This window comes from Pelosinus sp. UFO1, assembly GCF_000725345.1.
In the GTDB taxonomy this organism is placed as follows: domain Bacteria; phylum Bacillota; class Negativicutes; order DSM-13327; family DSM-13327; genus Pelosinus.
Genome location: NZ_CP008852.1, coordinates 3,238,765 through 3,264,478 on the forward strand (window position 1 = coordinate 3,238,765; position 25,714 = coordinate 3,264,478).

General features: G+C 38.5%; 23 protein-coding genes and 1 tRNA gene. 2 read left to right on the forward strand and 22 right to left on the reverse strand.

Going from position 1 to position 25,714, the window contains the following annotated elements; translation table 11 throughout:
* Positions 1–92: 92 nt before the first annotated feature.
* From UFO1_RS15395 to UFO1_RS15505, 22 genes are all read right to left on the reverse strand, one after another.
* The gene (locus tag UFO1_RS15395; protein WP_038672204.1) at positions 93–761 is read right to left on the reverse strand and encodes a coenzyme F420-0:L-glutamate ligase; all 669 of its coding nucleotides are present in this window, start codon (positions 759–761) and stop codon (positions 93–95) included.
* Between the two features lie 11 nt (positions 762–772).
* Positions 773–1,321: a hypothetical protein gene (locus tag UFO1_RS15400; protein WP_038672206.1), complete on the reverse strand. Its 549-nt coding sequence runs from the start codon at positions 1,319–1,321 to the stop codon at positions 773–775.
* A 106-nt stretch (positions 1,322–1,427) separates the two neighbouring features.
* A complete protein-coding gene (gene murI, locus UFO1_RS15405) occupies positions 1,428–2,240 on the reverse strand; it encodes a glutamate racemase (RefSeq protein WP_038672208.1) in 813 nt (270 codons plus the stop codon).
* A gap of 43 nt (positions 2,241–2,283) precedes the next feature.
* Positions 2,284–2,706, reverse strand: a complete 423-nt coding sequence (locus UFO1_RS15410; protein ID WP_038672210.1) for a thioesterase family protein — start codon at positions 2,704–2,706, stop codon at positions 2,284–2,286.
* 356 nt (positions 2,707–3,062) lie between these two features.
* On the reverse strand, positions 3,063–3,749 hold the full coding sequence (locus UFO1_RS15420; RefSeq protein ID WP_051788963.1) for a TVP38/TMEM64 family protein: 687 nt from the start codon (positions 3,747–3,749) through the stop codon (positions 3,063–3,065).
* Positions 3,750–3,935: 186 nt separating this feature from the next.
* A complete protein-coding gene (locus UFO1_RS15425) occupies positions 3,936–5,108 on the reverse strand; it encodes a glycosyl hydrolase family 18 protein (protein ID WP_038672214.1) in 1,173 nt (390 codons plus the stop codon).
* 217 nt (positions 5,109–5,325) lie between these two features.
* Complete coding sequence (locus tag UFO1_RS15430; protein WP_038672215.1) at positions 5,326–6,507, reverse strand: acetyl-CoA C-acetyltransferase; 1,182 nt, start codon at positions 6,505–6,507, stop codon at positions 5,326–5,328.
* Between the two features lie 61 nt (positions 6,508–6,568).
* Positions 6,569–7,246, reverse strand: a complete 678-nt coding sequence (locus UFO1_RS15435) for a 3-oxoacid CoA-transferase subunit B (protein ID WP_038672217.1) — start codon at positions 7,244–7,246, stop codon at positions 6,569–6,571.
* Entirely contained in the window at positions 7,246–7,905 is a 660-nt protein-coding gene (gene atoD / locus UFO1_RS15440; protein ID WP_038672219.1) for an acetate CoA-transferase subunit alpha, read from the reverse strand. Before atoD ends, UFO1_RS15435 begins: the two co-directional genes overlap by 1 nt.
* Positions 7,906–8,164: 259 nt before the next feature.
* Positions 8,165–9,586 (reverse strand): sigma-54-dependent Fis family transcriptional regulator, encoded by a 1,422-nt coding sequence (locus tag UFO1_RS15445; RefSeq protein WP_038672221.1) that lies wholly within the window; start codon positions 9,584–9,586, stop codon positions 8,165–8,167.
* A 65-nt stretch (positions 9,587–9,651) separates the two neighbouring features.
* Positions 9,652–11,628 (reverse strand): methyl-accepting chemotaxis protein, encoded by a 1,977-nt coding sequence (locus UFO1_RS15450; RefSeq protein ID WP_038672223.1) that lies wholly within the window; start codon positions 11,626–11,628, stop codon positions 9,652–9,654.
* A 214-nt stretch (positions 11,629–11,842) separates the two neighbouring features.
* Entirely contained in the window at positions 11,843–12,151 is a 309-nt protein-coding gene (locus tag UFO1_RS15455; RefSeq protein WP_038672225.1) for a hypothetical protein, read from the reverse strand.
* 1 nt (position 12,152) lies between these two features.
* On the reverse strand, positions 12,153–13,493 hold the full coding sequence (locus tag UFO1_RS15460) for an acyclic terpene utilization AtuA family protein (protein WP_038672227.1): 1,341 nt from the start codon (positions 13,491–13,493) through the stop codon (positions 12,153–12,155).
* Between the two features lie 31 nt (positions 13,494–13,524).
* On the reverse strand, positions 13,525–14,823 hold the full coding sequence (locus UFO1_RS15465; RefSeq protein WP_038672229.1) for a CitMHS family transporter: 1,299 nt from the start codon (positions 14,821–14,823) through the stop codon (positions 13,525–13,527).
* Between the two features lie 432 nt (positions 14,824–15,255).
* Positions 15,256–15,885 carry a DsbA family protein gene (locus UFO1_RS15470; protein ID WP_038672232.1) on the reverse strand — a complete coding sequence of 210 codons (630 nt, stop codon included), beginning with the start codon at positions 15,883–15,885 and terminating at the stop codon, positions 15,256–15,258.
* 59 nt (positions 15,886–15,944) lie between these two features.
* Complete coding sequence (locus UFO1_RS15475; RefSeq protein ID WP_038672234.1) at positions 15,945–16,577, reverse strand: NAD(P)-dependent oxidoreductase; 633 nt, start codon at positions 16,575–16,577, stop codon at positions 15,945–15,947.
* Between the two features lie 101 nt (positions 16,578–16,678).
* The gene (locus UFO1_RS15480) at positions 16,679–17,113 is read right to left on the reverse strand and encodes an Rrf2 family transcriptional regulator (protein ID WP_038672236.1); all 435 of its coding nucleotides are present in this window, start codon (positions 17,111–17,113) and stop codon (positions 16,679–16,681) included.
* Between the two features lie 379 nt (positions 17,114–17,492).
* Positions 17,493–17,567 (reverse strand) — tRNA-Arg (locus UFO1_RS15485).
* 86 nt (positions 17,568–17,653) lie between these two features.
* The gene (locus tag UFO1_RS15490) at positions 17,654–18,052 is read right to left on the reverse strand and encodes a zinc ribbon domain-containing protein (protein WP_038672238.1); all 399 of its coding nucleotides are present in this window, start codon (positions 18,050–18,052) and stop codon (positions 17,654–17,656) included.
* A 329-nt stretch (positions 18,053–18,381) separates the two neighbouring features.
* Positions 18,382–19,701, reverse strand: a complete 1,320-nt coding sequence (locus tag UFO1_RS15495) for an MFS transporter (protein WP_038672240.1) — start codon at positions 19,699–19,701, stop codon at positions 18,382–18,384.
* 169 nt (positions 19,702–19,870) lie between these two features.
* Positions 19,871–20,653, reverse strand: coding sequence for a FadR/GntR family transcriptional regulator (locus tag UFO1_RS15500; RefSeq protein WP_038672242.1), 783 nt, complete (start codon positions 20,651–20,653; stop codon positions 19,871–19,873).
* A gap of 265 nt (positions 20,654–20,918) precedes the next feature.
* The gene (locus UFO1_RS15505; protein WP_038672245.1) at positions 20,919–22,547 is read right to left on the reverse strand and encodes an L-lactate permease; all 1,629 of its coding nucleotides are present in this window, start codon (positions 22,545–22,547) and stop codon (positions 20,919–20,921) included.
* Positions 22,548–22,904: 357 nt separating this feature from the next.
* Here UFO1_RS15505 and UFO1_RS15510 point away from each other — a divergent pair, with 357 nt between their 5' ends.
* Together UFO1_RS15510 and ldhH are read left to right on the forward strand one after the other, a co-directional pair.
* A complete protein-coding gene (locus UFO1_RS15510) occupies positions 22,905–23,513 on the forward strand; it encodes a lactate utilization protein (protein WP_038672248.1) in 609 nt (202 codons plus the stop codon).
* Positions 23,514–23,517: 4 nt separating this feature from the next.
* Entirely contained in the window at positions 23,518–25,689 is a 2,172-nt protein-coding gene (gene ldhH / locus UFO1_RS15515; protein WP_038672250.1) for an L-lactate dehydrogenase (quinone) large subunit LdhH, read from the forward strand.
* Positions 25,690–25,714: the final 25 nt, after the last annotated feature.

A 25,714-nucleotide genomic window follows, 5' to 3' on the forward strand; every position in this document is an offset into this window, starting at 1 on the left:
AAGAAAGAGGATAGTTTTTATTCTATCCTCTTTCTTAGCCTGTTAGTCAACAGACAAAAGATTTTATTATGTACTCTAGACAGAATCTATTTTTATGCTTGGCTTTTAGCCATTTTCGCAACAACTGCATAATTCTTAATAATAACGATTGGTGTTCGTTGAGATGCATTGCCAAAAGGATTATCAATCAAAATTTTCGCCAAATTTTTAGGATCAAGACCTTCTGAAACACCAAGTACTGCAGCTCGCTTTAGATCATTTACATCAGCTACTGCTGCACCATAGCAGCCTAACCGACGCTTAATTTCTTCAGCAACACCATTGGGATCATGCGGTCCATACACCAAGCATTTATCAAAAGGTGGCATAGTACCTGTCACATCATCTACTAAAGCAGCCTGTGGACCTGCCAGCTCATAAAAAACACCATTCCTACCTACGATCTTAGCTAACATCCCAATAATCATTGCAAACAAAATACGCCATTTGCCTTCCGCATCCATTGCTGACTGCATGCCATATACGCTGGATAGGCTACCCTTTTGCGGAACAAAACGGCATAAAACTCTTGCCATAAAACATACTTTTAAGTCTTCTGGTCTTGTCACTCTTCCTTGGGTAATCGCAACTACACTTTCTGCTACGGATACCACGTCATCTGGCCCAATATCTTGTTTTGCATATTTTTCAATCATATCTACAATATTGTCTTTATCAGTTAAAATACGTGTACCTACTGGTTTAAGTTCAAGTTCTGCCATTACTAGCCCTCCTATTCTGCAATATTCTGCGCCCGCATAGCCGCAATAATTTCATCACACGTCATAATCATACGCGTCTTATGAATATACCAAGGAGTGCGCGCTACAATTTGGTATGTAATATCAATAGGCATATCTACGGATAACTCATATAAATTGTCTAAAGTATTTTTTATATCACCATTTTTTGCTGTAAAAGTAACTGTAATAATCACTGTTCCGCCTGTTCCTTGCGGAACGATAACGGCTTCAAAATAATTATCAGTCCGCGGTGCCGTAGTAAGCTCCATCCTAGAACTAACCTCTACACCATCAAACTGCTCATAAGGCAGTAGATGACGCGGATAAGCATCCATAATTGTACCATCTTGGGATCCTTTATTTATAAATGGTACTTTACAAGAAAAAGTAGCTGCTTGTTCCGTTTGTTCAACTAAAGTGAAATTAGTCCGTTGACTAACGATAAATTCAAACTCTGCATCACCTTGCTTTGCAATAAACAACCACACGACAACTGCCACTAATGCAGCTAATAATACTATTGTCACCAAGAATTCCACAAAAAGGCCCCCATCTCAAGAAGAATTATTTTTTACCTATACTAGTATACCAAAATTTTCCCTTCAGGGCTATATAACTTTCCCAGTACTACTTGAATTTAGCTTGTTAAAATCTAGTAAATTCTTCTAAATTCACTAATTCAAACTCTACTTCCCTTATATCAAACATAAAACTAGCCATTTTTTTAGCCCGTTCCAAATCTGCTGAAAAACACAATCGTACTTTGCCTTGCGTTCGATTAGATAATTGTCCTTGTGCCTCTAATAACTGCTTTGCTTCCATTGCAGTTTCTCTAGCAGGATCGATAATACTAATATCATTCCCTATTATTTTCTCGATAACCGAACTTACAAAAGGATAATGAGTACAACCTAATATTACCGCATCAACGCCTGCCTGCTTCATAGGCAGCAAATATTCGGTAATTGCCAATTCTATATCCAGCCCTTCAACCTGCTGTTTCTCAATTAAGGGAACCAATTTAGGACACGGCTGTTGATAAACAAAAGCATCCAGATCCTTTTTATGAATTGCCCTAGCATGATTTTCACTGTTAATGGTAGCTTGGGTTGCCATTACACCTATTTTTTTATTCCTACTAACCTCATACGCTAGATCTGCTCCTGTATTCACCCCAACTAAAGAAAAAGGATATTGCGTTCTTGCCATTTCCAAACCTAAAGCCGTCATTGTATTACAGGCAACTACTGCCATTTTCACCTTTTGCGCTGCAAAAAAACCAAGAATTTGATGCATAAATGAAATAATTTCTGCGGGAGGACGAGATCCATAAGGTGTGCGTGCCGTATCCCCAAAATAAATTAAATCTTCTTGCGGCATGAATTTCATCAATTCCTTCACAACCGTAAGACCGCCAATCCCTGAATCAAAAACACCAATGGGCGCATTCCTATTCAATAACCACACCTCCTAACAACATATTCTATCTAATTTTTTTTTGTTATATACATTGATTTTCCTTGTTTTCAAAAGCCATTTTAAGCTTATTAAAATAAACACCTGGCAGGCGAACAATTTTCCCCTGACTAGTAGCGAAAACATTTATAGTCTTACCAGCAGCTAATAATACCCCATCAATTTCTCTAATAATTCTATATGTAAACACCATTTTCACAGGCGATACTTCCGTCATTGTCGTTTCAATTAAAATATAATCGTCAAATTTGGCAGATGCACGATACTGACACTCAACATGAGTAATTGGAAAAACAATTCCCTCATTCATCAGGTCAATCAACGAAATACCTGCTTGGCGTAAATACTCTACCCGCCCCATCTCAAACCAGCGAAAATGATTGGAATGATGCGCTACTCCCATCATATCTGTTTCTACAAAGCGCACTTTCTCTCGTACCGTAATCATATACTCAGCCTCTCTTATCGAATTTTACTTTTCTAGTATTTGCTATGCCTACGCAAAGCAAACGCCCACTAGCAAATAACTTATGCCGTGGGCCGTAAAAAAGCTCGCTCGCATTTATAAAACGCAATATAATTGTACTTTTCTTTTTTATTTTTGTCAAAAAAAGTTTCTTATAATGAATTACAGTTTGTCCAACGAAATCATGACTAGAATTAGGGTGACTACTACTAGGCAATACCCTCCATGGGTTTGATTAGTAGTGATTCCTCTTCTTCATTGATTTCTTACATGACCTATTACGTGTCCAATCTCCCTTCTAACATGTATTGGGAAGTATCTAAGAGTCCATCACCTCTTTAGTGACTTTGATTCTTTTTGTGATGTACAAATAAGTAATATGCTAGTGCAGAAATTACCGTTAATAAAGTCAATCGCACTATATGCTCCCGATAAGATAGCAAATCATGCCCTAGGGTAACTTCTATTAATGCCGATGGCAGTTTTCCAATAAATGTTGCTATGATATAGTCTGTTAACCCAATACTGCTAAGTGCACCTATGGCGGTAATAAGCCCAGAGGGGACATACGGAATACTCCGTGCCACTAACATAATCTGCAAACCCCTTTTCCCACTAAAGTCATCAATCCTCTTTAGACCCTTATTACGCGCAATGACGCTCTGGGCGTTAGTGCGGAACAAATACCGCATTAAAATAAAGCTAATAATTACGCCGACTGATTCTCCAATCCATGAAATCAACGTGCCTTCTACTACACCAAAAATAACTCCATTGGCGGCGACGATCAAAAAATTGGGTAAAACGGCAACAATATTAATAAATACTATGATTAGAAAACTCACAAGCATAGCATAAGGCCCATATGATTGGATAAACTCAATACTTCCGGCGATATTGCCTTGCAAAAACAAAGGAGTCATCCTGTTTATAAACTCGGGTGCCAACAAATAACTAACGACAAACATAATACCAACAACACCAACTACGGCAGCACGCATCATAAGTTGACTATTGTTTTTCATAAATATCCATTCCTTTCGTTTCACGCAAGACTCGATATTAAACGGTAGCATTCACTACAATAATATCACAATTTCGAAAGCCATGTCGCTTCTCTACTTATACTAAAGAAGTACCCCTTTATAAGAGACAATCAAAAGAGGTGCAAATTTTTGCACCTCTTTTCCTATCCTGAGATTTACTAGAAGCTAACCTTTTAGATTATCTTTAATTACCTGCCATGAGAGGGGGTCCTCATCTCCTAGCTTCCATAGTGCAATTCCGGCAATATCATAGTTATTCACAAGATTTAGTTTATATTGTAAACCTTGACTATTTTCATACCATACCTGGTGCTCTACCCCATCTGTACTCGTATAACTAAAATGCGGTGACTTTGATGTTTCATCCCATTGGACACTTGGACTATAGCTATTGATCACCTTCTGAATTTCACCATATTCAAGACTTTTAGCGCCTTGGCTTGTCCAATCATAGCCATAACTGGCAACGCCCAAATAAACCTTGTTCTTAGGAATTAAAGTTAGTGCATATTTTAAATCAGCTTCTACAGAGTTGATATCAGCAACAGAACCGGCATTATTCCAACCTGCATGGTAATCGTAAGTCATAAGTATAACTTTATCTGAATATTGAGCAAGTTGGGCATAATCATAGGCTGCTGCTACATCATTATCTTCGTTATGTTTAGGTAAAACATCAATTGTGACAAGCAAGCCTTGAGGTTTTAAACGGGCTGATAGTTCCCGCATAAAGGTGGTTAAATTGTCACGATCATTTGCTGGCACCATTTCAAAGTCAATATTAATTCCGTCTAAGCCATATTTTTTTATATATGCTTCAAGATTATCAATCGCAATTTTTCGTATGGAAGGATTCCCCAATACCTCATGTATACCTGTATTAGGATCGTTCTGCTTTGCGTTATTTACCATGAGTAACGTAGTTACTTTATTGTTATGTGCATAGTTCACTACTGAAGAATGATTATTACCACCCCGATCGGTTACGGAGCCATCTTCATGGAGAGTAGACCAAAAGGGTGCTATCGTGCCAATAGAATCAATGTGCTTTTTTAGGTCGTTATAGGAAGAAGTATCATCTCCATACCATTCCGCATAAAAACCAAGCACATCCTTACTTCCAGGTGACCTGGTTTGGGTTGGAATCGTTTTGACTGAATTATTCGTTTGATTTAGATTGATATGAAATATACTAGATAGTACGTCAAATATGGTATTGAGTAATCCTTTACTTGAAGAAGAGTCGGCTTGTGGTGAAGCATATGCAGGAATAGGAATTACAATGCTTACACAAAGAACAAGTAATAATACAATCGCTATATTTCTATTTTTATACATTGTAACCTCCATCACGTTTACTTTTCATCCACTAATACTATCACAGCATTCAATTTATATCAATACAAAATAAATGTAAAAGTAATGCATTTTCGCATTAAAAATATATACTATTTCCTCTTTTAAAATAATCTCTACTTCTCCTCCCTTAATTCCCACTTCCTTTCATGCCAATAATATGAAAGTGATTGCAGTTTTATCTGCAATCACTCATAAATCACATTTTTTCTACTATTGTCGCTACCCCTTGCCCCCCACCAATGCAAAGTGTCGCCAAACCTACCTTAGCATTTCTTTGTTTCATCGCATGAAGCAATGTTACTAAAATTCTTGCCCCGCTAGCCCCTACAGGATGACCAAGAGCTATAGCACCACCATTTACATTCACTTTTTCCTTTTCAAGACCCAATTCCTTTCCTACTGCTAGAAATTGGGCTGCGAAAGCCTCATTAGCTTCAATTAAGTCAAGATCCTTTACAGTTAGTCCCGTTTTAGCTAAAGCCTTAAGGGATGCAGGTACAGGTCCCATTCCCATAATACTAGGATCTACCCCCGCAGAAGCAAAGGAACGAATGCGGGCCAAGGGTGTAAGCTTTAATTCTTTCGCTTTATCAAGAGACATAACAACAAATGCTGCTGCCCCATCATTAAGACCAGAGGCATTTCCTGCCGTTACAGATCCGTCTTTTTGAAAAGCGGTTCGTAAAGTAGCTAACTTTTCAACTGTGGTCCCCTTTTTAGGATGTTCATCTGTATCAAATACGATAGGATCTCCTTTTCTTTGCGGAATAACTACAGGGACAATTTCCTCTTTAAATCTTCCCTCGGCAATGGCTCTGACTGCTTTTTCTTGACTAATAGCTGCCAACTCATCCTGCATTTCACGAGTAATATCGTACTTTTGCGCCACATTTTCAGCGGTAATCCCCATATGATAGTCATTTGTTGCACACCATAGGCCATCTGTAATCATGGAGTCGATTAATTCACTATGTCCCATTCGATAACCACGACGTGCTTTTTCCAGTAAATACGGAGCATTACTCATGCTTTCCATACCGCCAGCTACAATAATATCGGCATCACCAGCTAAAATTGCCCTTGCTGCCAAATTAACAGCCTCTAAGCCCGATCCACATACCTTATTAATACTAAGGGCAGGCACTTCAATTGCTAATCCAGCTTTAAGAGCGGATTGACGAGCAGGGTTCTGTCCTAAACCAGCCTGCAGAACGTTCCCCATAATGACTTCTTCCACTTCTACTGGATCAATCTCGGCTCGTTTAATCGCTTCTTTAATTACTAATGCCCCCAATTCCACTGCAGAAACTTCTGCTAAACTACCATTATAACTACCAATTGCCGTACGCACTGCACTAACAATTACAACTTCCCTCATCTTCGCTAACCTCACTTTTAAATTTTATTGCCATCCAAAAACTTGGATCTAAATTGAAATTTTATATGTTATCTAATTTACTTATCCCCTTCATAGTAGCCAAGGTATCACTGATCGTTAGTTGTGCTTCCGTCTTTGCAATTACTTCTTCCAAGGTAGCGTTAGGCGATATTTCTTCGAGTACCAGTCCTTCAGATGTAACTCTAATTACAGCAAGTTCAGTAACAATCAAAGAAACAACCCCTTTACCTGTGAGGGGAAGATTGCATTCTTTAATTATTTTTGCTGAGCCATCTTTTGCTGTGTGCTCCATAGCAACAATAACCTTTTTTGATCCAGCAACCAAATCCATTGCCCCACCCATACCAGGAATCATCTTCCCTGGAACCATCCAATTTGCTAAATTACCACTTTGGTCAACCTGTAATCCACCAAGTACTGTTACATCAATATGCCCGCCTCGAATCAAGGCAAATGACATTAGACTATCAAATGTAGCTCCACCAAGAGAAATACCTGCTGGCTTACCACCTGCATTGACCAAATCTGGATCAGGAACGCCACTTAATGGAGCCAAGCCTAGAAACCCATTTTCCGATTGAAGGGTAATTTTTATATCTTCCTGCAAATAGTTTGGAACTAGAGTTGGTAAACCAATTCCCAAATTTACGACGTCCCCATCTACCATTTCCGCCGCCACTCTGCAAGCAATTATTTCTTTCGCACTATACGCTACCATCAAATACGCCTCCCACAGCAAACAATTTTATCAACGAGAACCCCTGGGGTCATTACTTCATCTGGAGCAATCTGTCCAATTTCAACAAGTTCTTCTACTTCAACAATTACCATATCTGCAGCCAATGCCATAATAGGGTTAAAATTACGAGCAGATTGGCGAAAAACTAGATTCCCTGCCCTATCAGCCTTATATGCTTTCAACAATGCTATATCAGCTTTTAGCGGAACTTCCAGTAAATATTCTTTTCCATTTACCAGTAATTTTTGTTTCCCCTCTTCAACTACTGTTCCAATACCCGTAGGAGTCAAAAATCCACCTAGTCCGGCACCACCTGCCCGAATTTTTTCGGCGAGAGTCCCTTGGGGTGTAAGCTCTACCTCTAGCTCGCCTGCTATCATTTGTTTGCCCGTTTCTGGATTTGTCCCGATATGAGATGTAATTACTTTTTTAACTTGCCGATTTACAATTAACGGTCCAACACCAGTATCAGGAGTAGCTGTGTCACTAGCAATAAGTGTAATGTCTTTGATTCCTTTGTCTACTAAAATACCCACTAAGGACGTAGGTGTTCCCACCCCCATAAATCCGCCTACCATAACTGTCCCATTATCCTTAAAAAGGGAATATAGTTCTTCATGTTGTACAACTTTATTCAAGATTTTTTCCTCCCCTTGGTCAATAAACAAACTAAATTGCGAATCTTATCATCACAATAACTTGCAAAAACCATGCCAAGATCACTTCACTAATAAATAAAGGAGCCATAATAATGGCTCCTTTAATAATTTCTACATTCTTATAAATCTTTCAATAAATCACAACAATGTATCAACGCAAAGCTATTGAAAACAACCTATACGGCATTTCTAACTTTTAAGAAACAAATGATTAAATTTCTCAATTAATAGAATTTTTTTACTCTCTATTTTGTGTTTCCAATATTTTAATTTTATTATAGAGAGTAGCAACAGAAATACCTAATTCTTTCGCAATCTTCTGTTTTGCCTCTACACTCGCTCCATAATGTTGTATGGCATTTTTAATTGTTCTTCTTTCAAATTCCTGCACCATTTCCGCTAACGAACTAGTAGGAATTCTTTGACGCTCATCATCAATTTTAAACCACTTAGGCAAATGTAATGTAGTTATTATATTATCCTCATCACACATATTTACCGCATATTCAATCACGTTACGCAATTCTCGCACATTACCGGACCAAGAATATTGCAGAAGAACTTCCATCAGTTTCTTGTCTACTTCAAAGCTTTTGCCAATTTTTCGAAAATAAAATTGGAAAAAATTATTTGCCAATAAAGTTATATCGAATCCTCTCTCTGCAAGAGGTGGCAAATGTACATTCAATACATTGAGACGATAATAAACATCTGCTCGAAACTTTCCCTCTTGCACCATACGATAAAGATCTTTATTGGTAGCTGCCATAACCCGAATATCAATAGAAACTTCACTCGTTTCACCAATACGTCGTATTGATCTTTCTTGTAATACCCGTAGTAATTTAGCCTGTACTTCAAGATTGAGTTCAGCGATTTCATCTAAGAAAATTGTGCCACCACTTGCAATCTCAAATAGACCAATCCTACCTCCTTTTTTCGCTCCAGTAAATGCCCCCTCTTCATAACCAAACAATTCGCTTTCTATTAAAGAAGGAGCAATAGCTGCACAGTTCAGCGCCACAAATGGGCCCATTTGCCGATTACTTGCATTATGAATCGCTTGGGCGAAAAGTTCTTTACCTGTACCACTTTCTCCCGTAATCAGTATATCCGCCTCTCCTTGAGCAGCTCTTTTCGCTACTCTTATTGCCTCATTCATTGAAATACTATTTCCTATAATATCATCAAATGCGTACTTTGCTTTATAGATCCGGTCAACCATTGTTTTTAAACGGCCTGTCTTTTTGGCAATTTTTTTGACTTCTTCCGATAATCGTCGGACTTCAGTAATATCTTTCACTACAGACACACCACCAACGATCTTTCCCTCTACAATGATTGGCGCCATGTCTACGATATATTCAACCTCTCCCTCTCGTCTATATTGTCCAAGAAGAGGTTTTCCCATCGTAACCACTTGAGGCAGCAAAGCACCAGGTCTAACTTTAAGGAGGTGAAATCCTACGATTTCATCCTCCTTAACATTTGTAATACGAGTATATTCCGAATTAATATAGCGAACAACTAATTGTTCATCAGTGACTAAAATCCCATTATTTATTGAATTCAGTATTTGTATATACCATTTTTCAGCAGATTCTGGAGAAGACAACACATTTTTAAGATCATCAACATTATCTTGTCCCTTGTAAAACATACTTTCCTCCTTCAGCACCTTGCTCCTATATTTGGGAAAATAAAGGTAATTTCCGCATTCCTAGATCAAAACTTAAATTTATGTACTGCTTCTTGCAGCTCCTCGGCCATCATGGCTAAACTTTTGCTTGAAGAAGCTAGTTCTTCTGATGCTGCTGATTGTTCTTCAATAGTTGCAGAAATTTCTTGCGTTCTTGCCGCCATATTTTTACTGGCAATATCCACATCACCTACTTCACAAACAATCGTCTCACTATTTTGTGCCATTATTTCGATTTGTACTTTTATATCTCTTACTTGCCCAGTAACTTCGTTAACTAACTGAGAAATCGCACCAAACTTTACTTCCGCATTATTGATCACTTCTGTACCTAATTGGGCTTCTTTCGTTCCCTTGTTCATCGCTACTACTGCTTTATCTATTTCTAACTGAATTTCACTAATTAAATCCGCGATTCGACTAGCAGCACCGTGAGACTGCTCAGCTAACTTGCGTACTTCATCAGCTACTACTGCAAATCCACGCCCTTGCTCACCAGCTCTTGCTGCTTCTATGGCAGCGTTTAATGCTAAGAGATTTGTTTGCCCTGCTATCTCAGAAATTGTTCCAACAATATCACCGATTTCCTTTGATCTTTCTCCTAATATTTCTACTACTTTGGCAGAATCAGTTACAGCATCTTCAATACTCTGCATTTGGTAAATAGCGTCCTTGACAACCTTCTCACCTTCCATAGAAGAAGCAGCCGTCTTTTCCGTCGCTTCTGTCACAGTATTGGTTTTTTCAACTACATTTTGTATTCCACCATTCATGTTTTTCATTACCTTTGACACTTCATTTGTAGAAGCCTTTTGCCCTTCCGCCTCATTTGCCACAGCTACTATCAAGGATGCAACTTGACCGGAAGCCTGGGCCGACTGTTCAGAGTTCGCAGTCAATTGCTGTGAAGATGCAGCTAATTGTTCTGCTGTTTGCCCAATTTGTCTTAATAGATTGCGTAGATTATTTGCCATTAATTCAAATGCCTTTGCTAAGCTTCCAATTTCATCTTTTGCGCTAATTTCTAGACCTTCCCCTGTTAGATCGCCGCTAGCAATACGGTTAACAAAAACACTTAGCACTTGAATGGGTTTCGCTAAATAGCCTGCAAAGAAGAAAACAATCCCAATAGTTAATAAGAGTATAATAACAAAACTAATACCTGCCGAAAGCATAAAGGCTTGAAGTTTTCCCATGACCTCAACAACAGGAACATGCACTCCAATACTCCAATTCGTTCCACTGATGGGAGCATAAGCTATATAGGTATCAATGTTATTATCGGAGTAATGGGTAATACCACTTTCCCCTTTAATCATTTTTTCTGTTGCAGCTTTTAAGCTGGCATCTATGTCTTGGTCAGACTGTAAATTGGCTTTCATTATTTTGGTGGCATCAGGATGAACAATCACTACACCGTCATTTTTTATTATAAAGGCGCTGCCTGTTTGCCCTACTTTGACTTTTACGACGTCACTTGCCGCATTTTCTAAAGAAACGGAACCGCCTAAAATTCCCACTACTTTATTACCTTTTTTTATAGGAGCAACTACAGTAATGATCGGCTTTCCATCTACACGTGAAATTACTGGATCGGGCACAAATGCCTGTCCTGTTTCCATAACCTTCTTAAAATAATCACGTTGAGCAATATTTGCACTTGTTCCATCTGTATAAAAAACAGTTCCTAATTGATCTGTGAAAAAGAATCGAATATATTTTTTATTGCGTTGTTCTTCATCTTTCAAATAGCTAATAATTGCTTGTTGATCTCCCCCTACTAAAGTAGGCGAGCTTGCCATCAAACTAATTTCCGCAACACGTGAATCAAAAAAATCTCCTACTTGTTTCCCAGTTGTTCCAGCTTGTAACGTAAGATATTCCTCTGTATCTACGATTAGCAGTTGCCTTGTATTCCAATAGTTAAAAGTCCATAAAATACCTAACGATATTGAGATTAATAAACCAACGACAATAATTAACTTTGTTTTAATTGAATTCATTTTTCATCACCCCTTACCATTAGTATTAAGCTATTTCTACAATTTTCTACAATATCCTTTTTTAACTAATATCATCTACAAATTACATATATTTTACAAACATTTACAAGCAATTCAACGCATAAAGACATTTATCTTACTAAATGTCCTTATGCGTTAGCTTTATTATTGTGACAATGGTAAATTGTGTTTTTTTAACTGCGCTTCAAATTTGTTACTCAATTGGAACTTCCAAATTCATAAGCGCAGAGCTGAGAGATTTCCCATGGGCATCTAAGGATAATGTACGCGTTACTCCACCGCCAAGGGCACTATATAAAACAAAGTTAAGAGCACCAATATTGGGGAGCTCATAACGTACAACCTCTCCTTTTACAATTTCGGAGAAAAACTCTTTCACTTTTTCTGCCGTGACATATTTTTTGAGAATAGGATATTGCCCTGGATCATGAGCAATTACTGAAATATTTGAGATATTACCTTTATCCCCAGTTCGAGAATGAGCGATTTCTCTTAGTTTCATCTTAAACCACCTCATAATATAGATTGTAATTTACTAATGAACGAGGCACAAGCGCAGACACCATTGCTACAACTTGTTTGGCAGACTTGGTGGCACCGCCGCCTCCTGCTGGGCCATTGGTATATAAGGTTTCCACTTCATTGCCGACACGAATGGCTTCTTTCATATTTTGCGTACGACCAGTCACCCTGACACGAACTTCATAGGGCTCATGCTCAGCCCTAGAAATCTCCGAACCATGAAGAGAGTCAATTCCAATAAGGTCAAACTTAACTTCTTGATACTCTACTCCCACAATCTTAAGTCTTTCCTCAACAATTTTTAGCGCTAATTTCCCGCGAGCTACTGCTCCAGGACCAGCATAACTGATTTGCCCTTCTCCCATATAACTATCAATATAACCTATAGAAGCTTTAAGGAAGTCTGTTTTTGACAATCCTTTTCCGCCTTTAACCTGTACCTGATCTTCCCCTACCTGAGTAAATTGAACACTAGTAAAATCAGCCACAACATCAGGAGTAATATAAGCTACAGGATTGTGTATCTCATACAACAACTGTTCTTTACAAGTAGCAAGAGTAACTTTACCACCCGAACCTGGAACCTTAGTAATAATGAAAGTACCATCTTTTTGCACTTCAGCAATAGGGAAACCTAAGCGTGCTAATCCTTGCACATCTTTATAACCTGGATCTGCAAAGTAACCACCCGTTATTTGTCCTGCGCACTCCAATAAATGGCCAATCACAGTACCTTGCCCCATCATATCCCAATCTTCATCGGACCAATTAAACTCATATATTAGTGGTGCCAAAAATAAAGCTGGGTCGGCAACTCGCCCTGTAATAATAATATCCGCACCATTTTTAAGCGCTTCAACAATTGGTTTAGTCCCAAGATAAGCGTTAGCAGATACAATTTTATCTTTTATCGTTGATAAATTTTCGCCAGTCTCTAAAATTGAGTAATCTCCAGATCGTACAGTTTCTACTACATCGTCACCTGTCACAGCAGCAATCTTTAGCCCTGTAATGCCTAACTGCATTGCAATTTCCTTAATCTTTTTCGCACCGGCAATGGGATTGGCAGCCCCCATATTCGTTATTATTTTAATGCCTTTTTGTTTGCAACCAGCTAAAACCGCTTCCATACGCTCTACCAAAAGCCCATCATATCCCGCATTTGGGTCTTTCATTTTGGCTTGTTGAGCTATTGCAATTGTTCTTTCTGCTAAACACTCAAATACTAAGTATTGAATATTTCCCTTTTCTACTAATTCTACAGCTGGTTCAATCCTGTCACCTGAATATCCAGCACCGGATCCAATTCGAATTTTTTCCACGCTTAACACCTCTCTATTTTTCTGGGAATCCCTAAAACGGGAATACCCCAATAATCGCACAAGTAATTGTCATAATTATAGAAGCCATCCAAAGATATGGGATGGAAAACTTTTGATGTTCACCTAATTCTATACCGGTTAAACCAATAATAAGAAACGTAGCAGGAGTTAATGGGCTAACCGGGAAACCTACCGTCATTTGTCCCATAAGGGCCGCTTGCGCTACTGCAATTGGCTGAACTCCTAACATTTTGCCCACTTCAGCCACTACTGGCAGTACACCAAAGTAGAAAGAATCGGGGTCGAACAGTAAGCTAAGGGGCATTGAAATAATTCCCATAGCAAAAGGAATGTGCTGAGCTAAGGCTGGGGGAACAAAAGAAACTGCCACCTGAGCCATGGCTGTAATCATTTTTGTACCGCTCATTATTCCTACAAATGACCCAGCAGCTAACAAAATACTAGCCATCATTAAAGCCGCTTTCGCGTGAGCATCGACTCTAGCCTTTTGTTGACTTACTTCTGGATAGTTAATTATCAAAGCTAATACCGTACCAATCATAAACATAGGTGCGGGGTCAACTACACCAGCAATCATTACACCCATAACAATAATAGCAAGTACAGCATTTACCCAAAACATTTTCGGACGACGCAGTGCAATCTCTTCGTCTTTTAATTCTCTTCTCAACACGATATCTGTTGTCTCACCATCTTTAATACCAAGGCGACGTGCTTCTTTTTTACCTAATAAGTAAGCTACTGTAAATACGTAGATTAGACCCACAAGTTGGGGAATGACCAGTGGAGTAAAAACCTCAGTAACTGGTACCTTAAATGCTGCTGCAGCTCGTAAGGTAGGCCCCGTCCACGGCAAGTAGTTTACACCTGCTGCCATAGATACCATTAAACAAAGAAGTCTTTTGTCCATCTTTAACCGTTCATAAATCGGAAGCATTGCCGGAATGGTAATCAAAAAACATACCGCTCCCGATCCATCAAGATGTATAAGCAACGCCAATAGGGCAGTACCCATTAATATCCGTGTGGGTTTTGCACCAACGGCTTTTAGTACTCTATTAATAATGGGATCGAACAACCCTGCATCGCCCATTACACCAAAAAATAGAATTGCAAAAACAAACATAGTCGCTACCGGAGCTATATTTTGAATTCCGCTGATAATAAATTTACTAGTACTTAGTCCAAAACCTCCAAGCAACGATGCGATAACAGGTATCACAATTAAGGCAACCAAAGGCGACATACGCTTAGTAATAATTACACCTAGTAAGATTACGATTGTTAACAAACCTAATAGTGCTATCATCTTCTTTCCTCCTTGATATTTAGGCTGGCAAATTTAGCTATAATACATTTTACACCTATAATGATCATCTCCACTCTTTTACTATTGTTCAATCATTTATACAATAGTATTACTAGCAAGAATCGTGCCAAGATCAGATATACTATAGAAAAGCCAATGAAAGGATGTTCCATGGAACGTCCTTTCATTGGCTTTTCTAATATTTAAGAATAATCTGCTAATATATCCTATAAAAAATCTATAAACCCTGCCCTAGTAATGTTTCTAATTTTTTAGAAACATTACTAGGTTTTTAGAATGATTTGGTATAACTTTTTATTGACAAATGTTGCATCTATTTTTTTTACCATGCTCCCAGAAAGAATCCTAATCGATTTATATCATTAGTACCAACAGTAGAATACATTGTACCACCATACTTAGCGTTGGCTTTCAGATATACCTATCAAGTATTACCTCTAACTTACTCCACTCAACATATCCCTGAGAAATTAATTTAGCTTCCCCCTCGATTACAGCTACTATACTAGGATAGGTTGATACACCTAACTGCTCTGCCAGTGCAAAGCAGTCGTTTACGATTTTCTCATGTTGGTCAGAAAAATATTCTTTTTTAAATATTTCCTTTGAAACACCAAAGTTCTCAGCAATCTCAGCATAAAGTTGCCAATCATTCGTATCTTTGCCATGCATATAAAAAGCATTCTGTATTTCTTTTAAGTATTCAAACGACTTTTCTTTTTTTACTGCTTGCATAACAACAACGGCTTTTGCACCAGGTAAACTATCTAAAATAGCGACCTTGTTTTGCAGTATATTTTTTTCAAATCCATCACCAAACTTTTTCCCTGTTAATTTTGTGAGTGTTATATTGTGAGTTCTGATGAAATGACTCAAGCTGTCATTCATTATTTTTACATTCTCACCAATCCACATTCCAGCCGGCAAAATGGTAATATCAAAATCACTCTTATACTTCTCATGAACTTGGCCGATTACATCACTAAATCCATAACACCATCCACACATTGTATCCATAACATAATAAATTTGCGGCTTCATTTCATAAGCCTCCTTTTAAATAATGACTGATAATAACGATCTCTAAAGATCGTCCTCGCTTAGTATGCGATAGTAAACCGTTTACGGATAAAACGAGGCTTTTCTACTTCATCTAACATAGCAATAGCATAATCTTCTGTAGAAATTCGACTTTCCCCTTTTTCATCAACTACAAGCTGATCGGTACCAATTCGAAATACACCTGTACGTTCTCCCGGTTGAAACATGGCCGCAGGACTAAAATAGGTCCAGTCCAAATCTGCCTTACGATAAATTTCTAGGGTTTCAGCAGCAGACAATGCAATTGCTATCCAAGCCTCAGGAAAATCTGGTGTATTGACAAGTTTGAGACCTGGAGCCACTTCTAGACTACCAGCTCCACCTACGATCAACAATCGTTGCACTCCAGCTTGTTTGACAGCATCAATCAATCCTTGGGTCACAGTCTGCATAGTATTTTCGGCTCCATGTGATGGTCCATAAGCACTAATGACCACATCATAACCTGCTATCGCCTTACGAATGCTCTCGCGATTTAAAAGATCTCCCACTACTACACGCAAATTTTCATCCTGTTGAGTAACACGGGAAGTATCACGCACAATTGCTAGGACTTGATGCCCTCTTGTTAATGCTTCCTGTAAAATGCGCTGTCCCACCGTCCCACTCGCTCCGATTAATGCAATTTTCATAATTTAATTCATTCCTTTATATATTATTTAGGAGAGTGATGCAAATTATTTATTTTAGCGAGTTGTAACTAAATAAGTTACAACCAATCTAAAAAAATAGGTTAATCAGGACCTATTTTTTGAAGTAAGCCATCAACTAATTGCGCCATTGTTACTTTCATTAATACTTCTTCCATTGCAGATTGTGCACTTATTAGCACTAATTGCAATACGGATTGGATATTAGCTCCAACGGGACATTTAGGATTGGGTTGTTTATGAAGATGAAATAAATTATCCTCTTCAACAACTTCTACCGCTTGATAAATCGCAAATAGTGTAATCTCCTGTAACGTTTTAACGAGATAAGCTCCTCCCGTTCCAGGACGTACATTCACTAATCCGGCTTCTTTTAGTTTCCCAAGAACTCTACGAATAATTACAGGATTTGTATTGACACTTCCCGCAATCCATTCTGATGTATTGTGAGATGTTGGGCTTACTGCTAACAGAGATAAAATATGCACTGCAACAGCAAAACGACTGCTAATTTTCATCTTCATCACCTTTAGTTGTAACCATTATACTTACAACTAAAGATAGTGTCAAGGTGGCAAATAAAAAACTGTTATTTTACGCTCCATTGAAGAACTAAGTAAAATAGGTATGCGTATGGATGGAAAGATACGCTTTCTTTATTAGATATCGGCACAAGTGCATTACAAATTATTGCGTAGCATCTTAAATAAAGCTATAGAATGGATATATCTCCCTTAAATCCTTGCAGTCTCATCGTAAAAGAAGATCCCAAAAGCAAAATTACCGCCCTTTACCAATATGGCAAGAAAATGATTTTTAAAAGATTTTTGCAGTACATAAGCAGTTTTCATACAAAAAAAGCCTTCTAGCAACAGCTAGAAGACTTGAATTTCGTTATGGTGCGCCCGGCAGGAATCGAACCTACGCACATGGCTTCGGAGGCCAATGCTCTATCCCCTGAGCTACGGGCGCAATTATGGCTTTAGACCACGAAATTCATTATACCACATTATGAATAACCTGTCTACCTGTCTAATTATTTGTATAATCAAAGCTTGTTATTTGCGATCGACCTGCGCCTGGCAGTTAGGACACACCTTCCATTCCCGATTCAGATCTTGTCCACAGGAATGACACTTAGGGTGTAATGTATTACTACAGTACGGACACACCTTAAAGTCCTCTTGCACCATTCTGCCGCACATAGGGCAAGGCACCGTCTCCTCTACCACAGTTGCTTCCACATCAATGATATCCGTCGTGCTAGAGCCAGTACTCCGTTTGTCACCACCACTAACTTTACGACCAATCAATAAATATAGTGGTACAACTATAATGGGCATTGCCACACTACCTACAGCCCACAACACCGAGGTGAAAAAAGCTTGGCCTCTCCTCTGTGCATCATTATATACAAAAAAGGCAATTACCAACCCAATTAACATACTAATTCCCATAAAAAAACCACCCTTAAAAAAGTTATACGTAATTATATCATCAAATTATTTGAAGACGCAATAAATAAGAATAGCCTAATGCATCTTCAGACGTAGAGAACTTATAACTCCTAACTTAGAATAAGACTTGGCGTGGGTCAAGTCTTATTCTAAGTTAGGAGTTATTTTATAATATCTTACTATAAGTTTAATGAGATGCTATAAACGGGAATCGTCAGTAATGGGATATAGGGTTGAGTTGCGTTACGCAGGAAGCAAACGATGCCCTATATCCTATTACTGACAGACCAACAATATAGAATTGAATTCCTTAAATGCATTGTATATTGTTATCCACTGATTTCTTTTAAGGTTCTGCCCTTTGTCTCTTCTCCAAGAAACCATACAACTGCAGCTACCCCTAACATTACAACAGTGAACATAGTAAAAACCTTGTTAAACCCATTATCACCTGCAATCATATAGCCCACAACTGTTGGTGCTAATATTCCCCCAATCCGGCCTACGGCTGCTGCCCAACCTGAAGCATAAGCACGAACTTTTGTGGGGTATAACTCAGGCGTATAAGTATAAACGACTCCCCAAGCTCCTAGATTAAAGAAAGACATGAAACTTCCCCATAGCAATACTGTCGTTTCGTTCCCTCCCTGTCCAAAAAAATATGCACATACAGCACAGGCCCCTAAAAATCCAGACAGAGTGGCTTTGCGGCCAATACGATCTACTAAATACGCAGCGGCAAAATATCCAGGTAATTGAGCTAATGTCATTATTAATACATACTCAAAGGTTTTAAGTACCGTATACCCTTGTCCTACCATTAGTGATGGTAGCCAAGTAAAAATTCCATAATAAGAATAAACAATTCCAAACCATAATAACCACAACATAATTGTCCGTTTTATAAAATGGGGCGTCCATAGGTCTGCAAAAACAGCTGACTTCTTTAAACTTGCTTTTGGTGCAATCATGGTTGGATTGGGCTTTATCCCCGCACTCTTTTCCAAATGACTTACAATATCATGAGCTTCTTGTACACGCCCCTTTTCGAGCAAATAAGGGACAGATTCCGGTACAGACTTCCAAATTTTAAATACATATAATGCTGGTAATGCACCAATAAAGAAAGCACTATTCCAGCCATAGTTAGGGATAATTAAATACGCAATCAACGCAGCAACTAACCACCCAACACCCCAAAAACTTTCTAACAATACAATAAAACGTCCTCTAGCTGAAGGTGGCGCATATTCGGACACTAAGGTCACAGCGACGGGTAACTGCCCTCCTAAGCCAAAGCCCACCAAAAAGCGAAATAACAATAAGGATTCAAAACTCCACGCCAAACCACACAAGCCTGTAGCAATGCTATAGATCACGAGAGTCACTGCAAACACATTTTTACGGCCAAAGCGGTCTGCTATCGATCCAGATAAAACTGCCCCTAATGCCATTCCCACCAATCCAATGCTACCAATAAAGCCCATTTGCGCTGTTGTCAAACCCCATGCCTTTGCAAGAGTTGGCAATACAAAAGCAATTATGCCTGTATCCATAGCATCGAACATCCAGCCTAAGCCCGTAATAATTAATAAGTAATAATGAAATTTGGTCACAGGTACCTTCTCAAGTCGTGTAATAATATCCACAATTCCCTCCTATGTAAAAACAGCTGTCTTGTCACTATTCTTTATTATAACGTCTCCCTTAAGTTATGACAATAGTATTATAGGAAAAGATCTGGATTATCCAAATTCCAAGGTTACCACGAGAATCTCTTAATCATTTTGGGTAAAAGAAAAAGCCTCCCAGCTAGTTTCAAGATGGAAAGCCAAAATCTGTTTTTAGATTGTAATCTCGGGAGAATTCTTCCATTGTACTTAGGGAAGTTACTCCTCCACTTTTAAATTGAACCATTGCCTTCTCTATCATTAGCAAATGTTTGGCCATTCGATTACTCGCTAATTTGCCTTTCTTCTGAACAATCGCTTGAAAGATAGCACAATGAGAATCATATAAAATTTTCGGCATATTTTCCGTCATAAACAGTCTTTGCCTTGAGAAATGAAAAGTACTGCTCATTAAGTCAGAAACGGCACTCATTAATTTGATTAAAATGGGATTATGAGCTGCCTTTAGTATTGCAAAATGAAACTCAGCATCTGCCGAATCACCAATTTCCCCTGCATTCACTTCTTCTACCATTCGATTTAAGGCTTGGCGTATATCCTCTATATCTTCCTCTGTCGCTCGTTCTGCTGCCAACGCAGCAATTTCAACCTCTAAAATCTTTCGAACTTCTAAAAGCTTCATAACATCATCAATGTCTACATGTAATAAAAAAGATAGTGGTTCTAACATGCCTTCAAAAGATACTTGGCGGACAAAACTGCCTTCACCCGGCCGGATGGTTATAATACCCATTATCTCCAATGCACTAAATGCCTCACGGATTGATGCCCTACTAACACTAAGTCTCTCTGACAATTCACGTTCGGATAACAGCTTATCGCCGGGCTGTAATTTCCCATCGACAATCAATTGTTTCACTTGTTCAATGACTTCCTCATAGATCTTCTTTGTTTTAACTGGCTTAAACATGTAATCCTCCGTATTCCTGTAGTCATGCAGAGACAAACCTATATCATCGGCAGCAACATTATTATATACTATCTTATTTAAAAAGATAGTGGTTAGAGATACATGGCGGGCTGCAATGTGCCGCCCGCCATGTGTCAGATAAGTGCTAGCGACTAGTAATAACTACTTCACTTTTCACTTACAACCATTTTCTTTTAATAATATACTATTTTTCGGAGTAAGTCTATATCCTATATTAGTATATTATCCTAATTCTTAACAATTATTAAGGGATCATCCATTGTAACCAGTATGCTTGCGCATAAGTCATAACCCCAACGATAACAGCCAATACAAGAGAATGTTTTACTGTAAAGCTAAACAAATCTCCTTCTTTACCAACAAGTCCAGTAGCTGCTGTAGCTACTGCGATACTTTGTGGAGAAATCATCTTACCACAAACACCGCCTGAGGAGTTTGCTGCTACTGTTAAAATTGGGTCAACACCAACCTGTGTTCCTGTTACAGCTTGCAAGTTGCCAAATAATGCATTTGCAGAAGTATCGGAACCTGTTAAGAAAACGCCCAACCATCCTAAGAAAGGAGAGAAGAATGGGAAGAAAGAACCAGTTCCAGCAAGGAATAGACCAAGAGTAGAACTCATTCCTGAGTAATTCATAATATAAGCTAAACCAAGTACACAAGGAATTGTGATCAAAGGTTTTAATAATTGAGACAATGTTTTTGTGAAAATAGAAATAAATCTTGCTGGGCTAACTCCTAGTACTACTGCTGTAATCATGCTAGCAATAAATAAGGAAGTACCTGCAGCACTTAACCAGTTGATTTTGTAAAGCGCAGCCAATGCTGTTGGTTGTTTAGCGATCGGTGCAACTTGCATAACTACCTTGTCCAAACCTGGTACCAACCATTTGATTGTTACTGCGTCTAAAGTAGCTACTACAGGTTTTAATCCCCATAAAATAACCATAACAGTCAAAATAATGAACGGTGACCATGCTTTGAATACTTTACCAAAAGTTAATGCTTCTCTGTTAGCAACAAGAGTAGGTGCTGGTTCATTTTTAAACCGCCAAATTGTTGCTGGTTTCCAGTATTTTAAGAAAATAGTTAGTGAAATGATACAAGCTAAAGAGGATAAAATATCAGGAAGTTCTGGTCCTACATAGTTTGAGGAGAACCATTGTACGCCAGCGAAAGAAACACCTGCTACCAAACAAGCTGGTAATACTTCTTTCATGGCTTTCCAACCTGACATAAGAACGACCAACCAGATTGGTATAATCACGGAAAGGAATGGTAATTGTCTACCAACCATAGCACTGATTTTCATTGTATCAATACCAGTAACCTGACCTGCTACAATAATAGGAATACCAATACCACCAAACGCTACTGGAGCAGTATTGGCTATTAAGCATAATCCAGCTGCATAGAGAGGATTAAAACCAAGGCCTACAAGCATACCAGCGGAGATTGCAACAGGAGTACCAAAACCTGCTGCGCCTTCCAAAAAGGCACCAAACCCAAATGCAATTAATAGAGCTTGCAAACGACGGTCATCTGTAATTGTAGCGATAGAATCTTTTACAATCTCAAATTGTCCAGTCTCTACTGTCATATTATAAATGAAAATAGCAGTAAGAACGATCCAGAAAATAGGGAATATTCCATATAAAGCGCCCATGCCTGTCGCTGTAAGAGCAAGGGCTGCAGGCATTTTATATACGAAAATTGCTACAAGCACTGCAGAAGTTACGGCAACTGCACCAGCAATTTGACCTGGAGTACGACGAATAGCCAGAAGATAGAAAATTACGATAATTGGAATTGCTGCGAAAAGGGATGATAACGCCAAATTGTTCATAGGATCATAAACTTGAGTCCATGCCATTAATAAACACCTCTTTTTCTTATATTTTCCATCATATTGAACTTTTAGTAGGCTGTCTTCACTGGTCTAATCTTTTCTCACCTCTCTTCGATCAACCAGTATTTAGTTTTGAGACAACTGGACTAGTGGTCTGACCACTTTACAAATTTATAATTTCAACACAATCTCTTAAATTCCTGCTACTAAATTTAAAAGATTCAAATAAATATATAATTTTTTGTGTTTTCAATTTATATTTTCTTTTTTTTAATTATTTAAGAAGGATTTTAAATGTCGAACTTAGAATATATTTAGCAGACCACCGGTCAGACCACCAGACCGCGTTTTAACTTTTTACTAAAATAAAGGACGTGAATTATGAAAAAAGTAAGTAATAACTGGAAACAATCCTTCCCAGCTAATAGTTTTGGTACTCAATTTTTTGAAGAATTCTCAACACGTGCGCAAAATGTTGCAGCAAAAGTATACCGCGTAAAAACAGGAGCAGAGGCCCAATCGGTTATTGTTGATATTATTAAGTCGAGTGAGGCAAAAAAAGTTGTCGCTACCAGTGAAGTGATTTCCCCATCTGCAGGACTACATAATACGTTAAAAGGCATGAATGTTGAACTCTATACAGAGCAAGGGGATATTAGAACCCACGCAGACACATCGGATGTGGGAATTGCCTGTGTTGAATTTGGCATTGCAGAAACAGGCAGCGTCTGCGAAGACAGCTTCTCCATTGAACAGCGTCTTGTCACAACTCTTCCCCCTATCTCCATTGTTGTCATGCACAGTGGCAATGTTGTACCTGACATAGCAACGGCCTTTGAAGTGATTTCTAAAGTATTTAACCGCGGCTATATTAGCTTCATTACTGGACCTAGCCGTACATCTGACATTGAAAGAGTTCTGACCATCGGCGTACATGGTCCGAGCCAATTCGTCGTTATTGCTATTGATGAAGATACGAGGGAGGTATAATATTATGACAAGTACTAACCGTAACCTAAGACAAGAAATCAATGAAAAATTAATGGATGAAACCTTACGCGGTTCTTTAAACCGATTCGCAGAAGCTTATCCTATCGCTCGGGCCAAAGCTTATGAAAATGTAGATGATTTGGATGCATTACGTAATTCTGTACGAGATATGAAAATAGATACAGTGGAGAGATTGGAAGAAATTGCGAACCAATTTGAAGAACAAGTTACTTTGCGCGGTGGTAAAGTCTTCCGTGCGAAAGATGGTGACGCTTTAAAACAGTATCTTTTTGACCTATGTAAACAAAAAGGTGTTAAACGAATTGCAAAATCAAAATCCATGGCGACGGAAGAAATTCATTTGAATCACTTTCTGGAAGAAGAGGGATTACATGTAAAAGAGACCGATTTAGGTGAATGGATTATTTCCATTGCAGGTCATAAACCTTCCCATATGGTTATGCCCGCTATTCATCTAGATCGTAATCAAGTTGCAAAATATTTTTCTCAGGAACTCAACAAAGATATTGAACCTGATATTGCTTACATGGTACAAGAAGCCAGAACCGCTTTACGTGAAGAATTCTTACTAGCTGATATGGGTATTACAGGCGCTAATTTTGGTATTGCAGAAAATGGTGCTACAGGACTTGTAACGAATGAAGGAAATGCGCGTTTAGTAGCCACACTACCACCGATTCAAGTGGTCATTATCGGCTATGAAAAACTCATCCCTACAATTAAAGATGCTGTACCTATTTTAAGAACCTTACCAAGAAATGCGACAGGTCAACTTATGACTAGCTATATGAGTATGATTTCTGGTGCAGCGCCTGCTTTAGTAAAAAAAGATGGTCAATGGGTAGAACAAGAAAAAGAACTTCATGTTATTCTCTTTGATAATGGTCGTTTAAAAGCTGCCAAAGATGATAAACTAAAACAGATCTATCAATGTGTTCGCTGTGCATCCTGTTTGAATGTCTGCCCCGTTTACACGTTAGTTGGCGGACATGTTTATGGCCATATTTATGCTGGTGGTATCGGTGCAATTCTAACAGCGCTACTAAATAGCATGGATGATTTTAAACAAATTAATGAGATGTGTATTGGCTGTCGCCGTTGTACCGAAATTTGCCCTGGCAAAATTGATATTCCTGGACTAATCGAATACCTAAGAGCCAAATCAGTAAAAGAAGATGGCCTTCCTTTTGGCGTAAAAGCAGTATTTGAAAATGTGCTTGCAAATCGGAAAGTATTCCACTCTTTATTACGTTTAGCTTCTATTGGACAAAAACCATTTACAACAGGACGCGTCATCAGACACTTGCCATTATTCTTTGCTGGATTAGCTGAAAATCGCAGTTTACCTGCTGTAGCCGATACACCTTTCCGAGATCGAGTTAAAAAAGTTACGAAACAAGTCAATAAACCTAAAAAACGTATTGCTTTTTTCAGTGGCTGTAACATTGACTTTATTTTCCCTGAGACAGGCGAATCTGTTTATAAAGTGTTGCAAGATCTGAATATGGAAGTAGTTTTCCCTGAAGATCAAAGCTGCTGCGGTAAACCAGTATTAGGTATGGGTGACCACGAAACGGCCAAAAAGATTGCTAAACAAAACATTATAGCCTTTGAAGAAGCCAGAGCAGATTACATTATGTTTGCCTGCCCTACTTGTGCTGAAACTTGGCATGTTACTTATGTAGAATTGTTTAAAGATGATCCTGAGTGGAGCAAAAGAATTGAAAAATTGGCTCACAATGTTAGAGAATTTACAAGCTTTGTTGCTGGAGAATATGAAAAATCGGGTCGCTTGGTAAAATCACAAGGCGGACAAAAAGTAACGTATCACGATTCCTGTCATATGAAACGTGGTCTTAATGTTCACACTGAACCTAGAAAACTTCTAGAATCAGCTCCTGGTTATGATTTCGTGGAAATGAAGGATTGTGATAAATGTTGCGGTATGGCCGGTGCTTTCGGTGTTAAATACACGGAACTTTCCATGCCTATCTTAAAGAAAAAAGTCGATAATATTCGAGATAGTGGTGCTGAGGTAATCGCTGTAGCTTGCCCAGCCTGCATGATGCAAATCCAAGGTGGTCTAGATAAACAAGCCCCTAACATTAAAATTAAACATGTTGCAGAAATTATCGCGGAACAAATTAAAGAATAATATTCACTCCAAATCACAAAGAGGT